The organism is Pseudomonas sp. NPDC087639 (assembly GCF_044743385.1).
Lineage (GTDB): Bacteria > Pseudomonadota > Gammaproteobacteria > Pseudomonadales > Pseudomonadaceae > Aquipseudomonas.
The window spans coordinates 1-8,699 of the sequence record NZ_JBIUWI010000111.1 but is presented as its reverse complement, the minus strand read 5'-3'; the positions used below and the strand labels follow the sequence as shown (position 1 = coordinate 8,699).

The window sequence follows — 8,699 nt, the reverse complement described above, 5'->3', positions numbered from 1 at the left end:
AGGGTCGGGTCCAGTGCTTTTGTAAAGGATGGCGAAGTATACCCGAGCGTCTTCGCGGGGGGATCGCTATAATCGGCGGCTTTTGTTCATGAGTGCGGGGTGAGGGATGCGCGATCGACTGTTGGCTGCGGAGAAAGTAAAGGCCATCGATTGGCGAGATGGCGCGCTCCACCTGCTGGATCAGCGTATTTTGCCGTTCGAGGAAACCTGGATTGCCTACACCAGCGCCGCCGGCGTGGCCGAGGCGATTCGCTCGATGGTGGTGCGTGGCGCGCCGGCCATCGGTATCAGCGCGGCTTATGGCATCGTGCTCGCGGCCCGCGCACGGATTGCCGAAGGTGGCGACTGGTATGCGGCGCTGGAAGAGGATTTCGCCCTGTTGGCCGATTCCCGTCCGACCGCAGTCAATCTGTTCTGGGCGCTGGGTCGCATGCACGATCGGCTGGATCGTCTGAAAGAAAATGCCGATCCTCTTGCGGCCCTGGAAGCCGAAGCTATCGCCATACATGAAAGTGACCGCGAAGCAAACCTGACCATGGCGCAATTGGGTGTCGATCTGATCCGCAAGCATCAGGGCAACGCGCAGGCGATTCTCACCCACTGCAACACCGGTGCCCTTGCCACCGGCGGTTTCGGCACGGCGCTGGGGGTCATTCGAGCGGCTTTCCTTGAGGGGATGGTTGAACGCGTTTATGCAGACGAAACCCGGCCTTGGCTGCAAGGTTCGCGCCTGACCGCGTGGGAACTGGCCAACGAAGGCATTCCTGTGACCCTCAATGCTGACTCCGCCGCCGCGCACATCATGAAAACCAAAGGTGTGACCTGGGTGATCGTCGGCGCTGACCGCATTACCGCCAATGGTGATGTGGCCAACAAGATCGGCACCTATCAACTGGCGGTCAACGCCATGCACCACGGTGTGCGTTTCATGGTGGTGGCGCCGAGTTCGACCATCGACATGAATCTGGCCAGTGGTGATGACATTCCGATCGAAGAGCGTGACGGCGCCGAGCTGCTGGAAGTCGGTGGCAAGCGTGTCGGGGCGGACGTTGAAGCGTTCAACCCAGTGTTTGACGTGACGCCGGCAGACTTGATCGATGCGATTGTTACCGAGAAGGGCATCGTCGAGCGTCCGGACACCGCGAAAATGGCGCAGTTGATGTGCCGCAAGCGCCTGCATTAATTGTCACTGGCGCCTGAAAAGACGGCATCGCCAGCAGGCTGGCCCCCACAGGATTTGTGATCGACCCAAATCAATGTGCAAACCAAGCTGCTGGCAATGAGGCGCAATAAGTCAATAAACAAGCGTAAACCCAGCTCGAAATCTCTATTCAATAACTCTCTAAGCCTCTCTCGTCCCCCTTTCAGGCGATTACCGGTCAACTAACTATGCTCCATGCGCTTGTGGGGGATAGGTGCGTGGCGGCGATTGTGGTAGCATCCGGCGTTTTCCGAGGCAGTCCCACAGGGTTGTCTTCACTGCGCAAATCCAGGGTTCAACTTGTTGATTTGTCGTAAGTCGGCGCATGGCACTCAGTCTGCATCGACGAGCTTCGTGATCCCTATGGATATGACGAGGTTTCACCAGAAAAAGGAATCAGGCTTCTCATGGGCGAACTGGCCAAAGAAATCCTCCCGGTCAATATCGAAGACGAGCTGAAACAGTCCTACCTCGATTACGCGATGAGCGTGATCGTCGGCCGTGCACTGCCGGATGCGCGCGATGGCTTGAAGCCCGTGCACCGCCGCGTGCTGTTCGCGATGAGCGAGCTAGGCAACGACTTCAACAAGCCGTACAAGAAATCTGCCCGTGTTGTCGGTGACGTGATCGGTAAATATCACCCGCACGGTGACACTGCCGTCTACGACACCATCGTACGTATGGCTCAGCCTTTCTCCCTGCGCTACCTGTTGGTCGACGGTCAGGGCAACTTCGGTTCGGTGGACGGCGACAACGCTGCCGCCATGCGATACACCGAAGTGCGCATGACCAAGCTGGCGCACGAGCTGCTGGCTGACTTGCACAAGGAAACCGTGGATTGGGTGCCGAACTACGACGGCACGGAAATGATCCCGGCGGTCATGCCGACCCGTATTCCCAACCTGCTGGTCAACGGTTCCAGCGGTATCGCTGTGGGCATGGCAACCAACATCCCGCCACACAACCTCGGTGAAGTCATCGACGGTTGCCTGGCGCTCATCGACAATCCCGAGCTGACTGTCGACGAGCTGATGCAATACATCCCCGGTCCGGACTTCCCGACTGCCGCGATCATCAACGGTCGCGCCGGTATCATCGAAGCCTACCGCACCGGTCGTGGGCGCATTTACATGCGTGCGCGTTCGATCGTTGAAGACATCGATAAGGTCGGTGGTCGTCAGCAGATCGTTATCACCGAACTTCCTTACCAGTTGAACAAGGCGCGTCTGATCGAGAAGATCGCCGAGCTGGTAAAAGAGAAGAAGCTTGAAGGCATCACTGAACTGCGCGACGAGTCCGACAAGGACGGTATGCGCGTCGTGATCGAGCTGCGTCGCGGCGAAGTGCCCGAGGTGATCCTCAACAACCTCTACGCCCAGACCCAGCTGCAATCGGTATTCGGTATCAACATCGTTGCGCTGATCGACGGCCGTCCGCGGATTCTGAATCTCAAGGATCTGCTGGAAGCCTTCGTTCGTCACCGTCGCGAAGTCGTTACCCGCCGTACCGTGTTCGAACTGCGCAAGGCGCGCGAGCGTGGTCACATCCTTGAAGGCCAGGCCGTTGCCCTGTCGAACATCGACCCGGTGATCGCCCTGATCAAAGCTTCGCCAACCCCATCGGAAGCCAAGGAAGCGCTGATCAGCACCCCTTGGGAATCCTCGGCGGTAGTGGCGATGGTTGAACGTGCCGGTGCCGATTCGTGCCGCCCGGAAAACCTCGATCCGCAATACGGTCTGCGCGAAGGCAAGTACTTCCTGTCGCCAGAGCAGGCGCAAGCCATTCTGGAACTGCGTCTGCACCGTCTGACCGGTCTGGAGCACGAGAAGCTGCTGGCCGAGTATCAAGAGATCCTCAACCAGATCGGCGAGCTGATCCGCATCCTCAACAGTGCCGTGCGCCTGATGGAAGTGATCCGCGAAGAGCTGGAAGTGATCCGCGCCGAATATGGCGATCAGCGTCGCACCGAGATTCTCGATGCGCGCCTCGACCTGACTCTGGGCGACATGATCCCGGAAGAAGAGCGCGTCGTGACCATCTCCCACGGTGGCTACGCCAAGACCCAGCCGCTGGCTGCGTACCAGGCTCAGCGTCGTGGCGGTAAAGGCAAGTCGGCGACCGGCGTCAAGGATGAGGACTACATTGCTCACCTGCTGGTTGCCAACAGTCACTCCACGCTGTTGCTGTTCTCCAGCAAAGGCAAGGTGTACTGGCTGAAGACTTACGAAATCCCTGAAGCATCGCGTGCTGCACGTGGTCGTCCGCTGGTCAATCTGCTGCCGCTGGAAGCCGATGAAACCATCACCACCATGCTGCAGATCGATCTCGAGGCCCTGCAAAAACGTGCCGGTGCTGACGATGAGGATGATGCTGACGATGTGATCATCGAAGGCGAAGTAGTCGAAGCTGAAGAAGCTGCCGAGCTGGAAGAAATCGACGGCGAAACAGCCGAACTGGTGGCTGAGCCGACCGGCGAATTCATCTTCATGGCCACGGCTTCCGGTACCGTCAAGAAGACCCCGCTGGCACGCTTCGCCCGTCCGCGCTCCAATGGCTTGATCGCCTTGAAGCTCAAGGAAGGCGATACGCTGATTGCAGCTGCCATCACTGATGGCGCGAAAGAAATCATGCTGTTCTCCGACGCTGGCAAGGTGATTCGTTTCGCTGAAGCCGCAGTGCGTGAAATGGGTCGTGGTGCACGCGGCATTCGCGGCATGCGGATCCTCAAGGATCAGAAACTGATCTCCATGCTGATTCCTGAGTCGGGCGCGCAGATTCTGACCGCTTCCGAGCGTGGTTTCGGCAAGCGCACCGCCCTGAGCAAATTCCCTCGCCGCGGTCGCGGTGGTCAGGGTGTGATTGCCATGGTCACCAAAGAGCGCAACGGCAAACTCGTCGGTGCGATCCAGGTGCAGGAAGGCGAGGAAATCATGCTGATTTCCGACCAGGGCACACTGGTGCGGACTCGTGTTGATGAAGTGTCCAGCCTGGGTCGCAACACCCAGGGTGTGACCCTGATCAAGCTGGCCACTGATGAAACGCTGGTCGGTCTGGAGCGGGTTCAGGAGCCGTCGGAAGTCGAGGGCGAAGAGCTCGAAGGTGAAGAAGGGTTGGTGTCTGGCGCGGAGGTCGTGATTGACGACGTTGCCGAAGACCAGCAACTCGACGCCGCAGCAGACGAAGAGCCGCAGGAATAAGCGGACAAGCGAGGGGGCGGATGAGAATTCGCCCCCTTGTTATTTGTCCGGTATGAAAGTTTCTGAAGTGCAGAGTTACCGAATTACAGATTTATTGTGTATCACCAAGTCAGAGCGAGATTGGATGTGAGCAAGCGAGCCTATAACTTCTGCGCCGGCCCTGCGGCGCTTCCCGAAGCTGTCCTGCAGCGCGCCCAAGGTGAACTCCTTGACTGGCACGGCAAGGGTCTTTCGGTTATGGAAATGAGCCATCGCAGCGATGAGTTCGTGTCCATTGCCAATCAGGCCGAGCAGGATCTGCGTGACCTGCTGAATATCCCTTCGAACTACAAAGTGCTGTTTCTGCAGGGTGGCGCCAGCCAGCAGTTTGCGCAGATCCCGCTGAACCTGTTGCCTGAAGGCGGCTCTGCCGACTATATCGACACCGGTATCTGGTCGCAGAAAGCAATCGAAGAAGCTTCGCGTTACGGTCACGTCAACGTTGCCGCTACCGCCAAGCCTTATGACTATTTCGCCATCCCGGGTCAGAACGAGTGGAACCTGTCCAAGGATGCCGCTTACGTTCACTACGCACCGAACGAAACCATCGGCGGTCTGGAATTCCAGTGGATCCCGGAAACCGGCGACGTGCCATTGGTTGCTGACATGTCTTCGGACATCCTCTCGCGTCCAGTCGACATTTCGCGTTTCGGCATGATCTACGCGGGCGCGCAGAAGAACATCGGCCCGAGCGGCATCGTGGTCAACATTATCCGCGAAGACCTGTTGGGCAAGGCGCGTTCGCTGTGCCCGACCATGCTCAACTACAAAGTCGCGGCCGACAACGGCTCGATGTACAACACCCCGCCGACGTTGGCCTGGTACCTGTCCGGTCTGGTGTTCCAGTGGCTGAAAGAACAGGGCGGCGTCGAAGCGATTGCCAGGCTGAACGACGTCAAACAGCGCACGCTGTATGACTTCATCGATGCCAGCGGCCTCTACAGCAACCCGATCAACAAGTCGGATCGCTCGTGGATGAACGTGCCATTCCGCCTCGCCGATGATCGTCTGGACAAGCCGTTCCTGGTCGGTGCCGAGGAGCGCGGTCTGCTCAACCTCAAGGGCCACCGCTCCGTGGGCGGCATGCGCGCCTCCATCTACAACGCCGTCGACATCACCGCCGTCAATGCGCTGGTGGCGTACATGGCTGAATTCGAGAAGGAACACGGCTGATGTCCGAGCAAGAACTCAAGGCACTGCGCGTTCGCATTGACGCTCTGGACACCAAGGTCATGGAGCTGATCAGTGAGCGTGCGCGTTGCGCCCAGGAAGTCGCGCGAGTAAAGATGGCCTCGCTGGCCGAAGGCGAAGTGCCGGTGTTCTATCGTCCCGAGCGTGAAGCTCAGGTGCTCAAGCGGGTGATGGAGCGTAACCAGGGGCCGCTGGGCAACGAAGAGATGGCGCGGTTGTTCCGCGAAATCATGTCTTCGTGCCTGGCGCTGGAGCAGCCGCTGAAAGTGGCTTACCTCGGCCCTGAAGGCACCTTTACCCAAGCGGCCGCCATGAAGCACTTCGGTCACGCGGTGATCAGCAAGCCGATGGCGGCGATCGACGAAGTGTTCCGTGAAGTGGCCGCCGGTGCGGTGAACTTTGGCGTGGTGCCAGTGGAGAACTCCACCGAAGGCGCGGTCAACCACACGCTGGACAGCTTCCTCGAACACGACATGGTGATCTGTGGCGAAGTCGAGCTGCGCATCCACCATCACCTGTTGGTCGGTGAAAACACCAAGACCGACAGCATCAGCCGCATCTATTCCCACGCTCAGTCGCTGGCGCAGTGCCGCAAGTGGCTGGACGCGCATTACCCGAATGTCGAGCGCGTGGCAGTGTCGAGCAATGCCGAAGCGGCCAAGCGGGTTAAAGGCGAGTGGAATTCGGCGGCGATTGCCGGTGACATGGCGGCTGGCTTATATGGCCTGACCCGTCTGGCCGAGAAAATCGAGGATCGCCCGGACAACTCCACGCGCTTCCTGATGATCGGCAACCAGGAAGTGCCGCCGACCGGCGACGACAAGACGTCGATCATCGTTTCCATGAGCAACAAGCCCGGCGCGCTTCATGAGCTGTTGGTGCCGTTCCATGACAACGGTATCGACCTGACCCGCATCGAAACCCGTCCGTCGCGCAGCGGCAAGTGGACCTACGTGTTCTTCATCGACTTCGTCGGCCACCACCGTGATCCGTTGATCAAAGGTGTGTTGGAAAAGATCAGTCAGGAAGCAGTAGCACTCAAAGTGCTGGGTTCCTACCCGAAAGCAGTTCTGTAAGGGGCGGTAGTAAATGAGTGGCAATTTCCTCGCTCTGGCACAGCCGGGCGTGCAACAACTTTCGCCATACGTTCCGGGCAAGCCTGTGGACGAACTGGCGCGCGAGCTGGATCTGGATCCGGCGAAAATCGTCAAACTGGCCAGCAACGAAAACCCGCTGGGTGCCAGTCCAAAAGCCTTGGCGGCGATCCGCGAAGAGCTGGCCGAGCTGACCCGTTATCCGGACGGCAACGGCTTCGCGCTGAAGTCCCTGTTGGCTGAGCAGTGCCGCGTTGAGCTGAATCAAGTCACCCTTGGCAACGGCTCCAACGACATTCTCGAACTGGTCGCGCGCGCCTATCTGGCGCCGGGCCTTAATGCCGTGTTCAGTGAGCACGCGTTCGCGGTGTATCCGATCGCCACCCAGGCAGTCGGCGCGCAGGCCAAAGTGGTGCCGGCCAAGGATTGGGGGCACGACCTGCCTGCCATGCTCGCCGCTATCGACGCCAACACCCGCGTGGTGTTCATCGCCAACCCGAACAACCCGACCGGTACCTGGTTCGGCGCCGAAGCGCTGGACGAGTTCCTGCAGGATGTTCCAGAGCATGTGTTGGTGGTGCTGGACGAGGCGTACATCGAGTATGCCGAAGGCAGCGACTTGCCGGATGGTCTGGATTTCCTTGCGGCGTATCCGAACCTGCTGGTCTCGCGCACCTTCTCCAAAGCCTATGGTCTGGCGGCGTTGCGCGTCGGCTATGGCCTGTCCACTCCGGTAGTGGCGGATGTGCTGAACCGTGTTCGCCAGCCGTTCAACGTCAACAGCCTGGCGTTGGCCGCGGCGTGTGCGGCGTTGAAAGACGAAGAATATCTGGCGCAAAGCCGTCAGCTCAACGAGTCAGGCATGCAGCAACTGCAAGCCGGTTTCCGGGAGCTGGATTTGGGCTGGATCGAGTCCAAGGGCAACTTCATTTGCGTCGATCTCGGTCAGGTGGCGGCTCCAGTGTTCCAGGGCTTGCTGCGCGAAGGCGTGATCGTGCGTCCCGTGGCCAATTACGGCATGCCGAACCACCTGCGGGTGACGATCGGTCTGCCGGCGGAAAACAGCCGCTTCCTCGACGCACTGCGTAAGGTTCTGGCTCGTGGGTGATGTCACTGCACTGCAATCTGCTGCACCTATGATCGGTCGCCTGGTGGTGGTCGGTCTGGGATTGATCGGTGGTTCGTTTGCCAAAGGCTTGCGTGAAAGCGGCGTGTGCCGCGAAGTGGTCGGCGTCGATCTCGACCCGCAATCGCGCAAGCTGGCGGTCGAGTTGGGCGTGGTGGATCGCTGTGAGGATGACCTGGCAGCTGCATGCCAAGGCGCGGACGTGATTCAGTTGGCGGTGCCGATTCTGGCCATGGAGAAAGTGCTCGCGCGTTTGGCGAGCATGGATCTGGGGCAGGCGATTCTGACCGATGTCGGCAGCGCCAAAGGCAATGTGGTGCGTGCGGCGACCGAGGCTTTTGGCGGTATGCCGGCGCGCTTCGTGCCCGGGCATCCGATTGCTGGATCCGAGCAGAGTGGGGTAGAGGCCTCAAATGCCGAGCTGTTTCGTCGTCATAAAGTGATTCTGACGCCGCTTGTGCAAACCGATCCGGCGGCGCTCGCCGTGGTCGATCGTCTGTGGCGTGAACTGGGTGCTGATGTTGAGCATATGCAGGTCGAGCGTCACGATGAGGTGTTGGCTGCGACCAGTCACTTGCCGCATCTGCTGGCCTTCGGTCTGGTCGACTCGTTGGCCAAACGCAATGAAAACCTTGAGATCTTCCGTTACGCTGCCGGTGGTTTCCGCGATTTCACAAGAATCGCCGGAAGCGACCCGGTGATGTGGCACGACATCTTCCTCGCCAACCGCGAGGCTGTTCTGCGCACACTTGATACATTTCGCAGCGACCTCGACGCCTTGCGCGACGCGGTCGATGCAGGGGATGGGCACCAATTGTTGGGCGTTTTCACTCGCGCCCGGGTTGCCCGCG

6 protein-coding genes are annotated in these 8,699 nt (G+C 59.6%); all 6 read left to right on the top strand.

All coding sequences use genetic code 11. The features are described 5' to 3' along the window. Positions 1–106: 106 nt before the first annotated feature. A complete protein-coding gene (mtnA, locus tag ACIOVB_RS26235) occupies positions 107–1,183 on the top strand; it encodes an S-methyl-5-thioribose-1-phosphate isomerase (protein WP_016986961.1) in 1,077 nt (358 codons plus the stop codon). A gap of 425 nt (positions 1,184–1,608) precedes the next feature. Further along, a complete protein-coding gene (gene gyrA, locus ACIOVB_RS26230; protein ID WP_401272130.1) occupies positions 1,609–4,398 on the top strand; it encodes a DNA gyrase subunit A in 2,790 nt (929 codons plus the stop codon). A 126-nt stretch (positions 4,399–4,524) separates the two neighbouring features. Continuing rightward, positions 4,525–5,610, top strand: coding sequence for a 3-phosphoserine/phosphohydroxythreonine transaminase (gene serC, locus ACIOVB_RS26225; RefSeq protein WP_401272129.1), 1,086 nt, complete (start codon positions 4,525–4,527; stop codon positions 5,608–5,610). After that, on the top strand, positions 5,610–6,704 hold the full coding sequence (gene pheA / locus ACIOVB_RS26220) for a prephenate dehydratase (RefSeq protein WP_007908404.1): 1,095 nt from the start codon (positions 5,610–5,612) through the stop codon (positions 6,702–6,704). The genes serC and pheA overlap by 1 nt, the downstream gene beginning before the upstream one ends. A gap of 13 nt (positions 6,705–6,717) precedes the next feature. Beyond that, positions 6,718–7,830, top strand: a complete 1,113-nt coding sequence (hisC, locus tag ACIOVB_RS26215; protein ID WP_187677722.1) for a histidinol-phosphate transaminase — start codon at positions 6,718–6,720, stop codon at positions 7,828–7,830. Between the two features lie 28 nt (positions 7,831–7,858). Then, positions 7,859–8,699 (top strand): prephenate dehydrogenase/arogenate dehydrogenase family protein (locus ACIOVB_RS26210; RefSeq protein WP_401272131.1); only part of this gene is annotated, 841 nt, incomplete at its 3' end.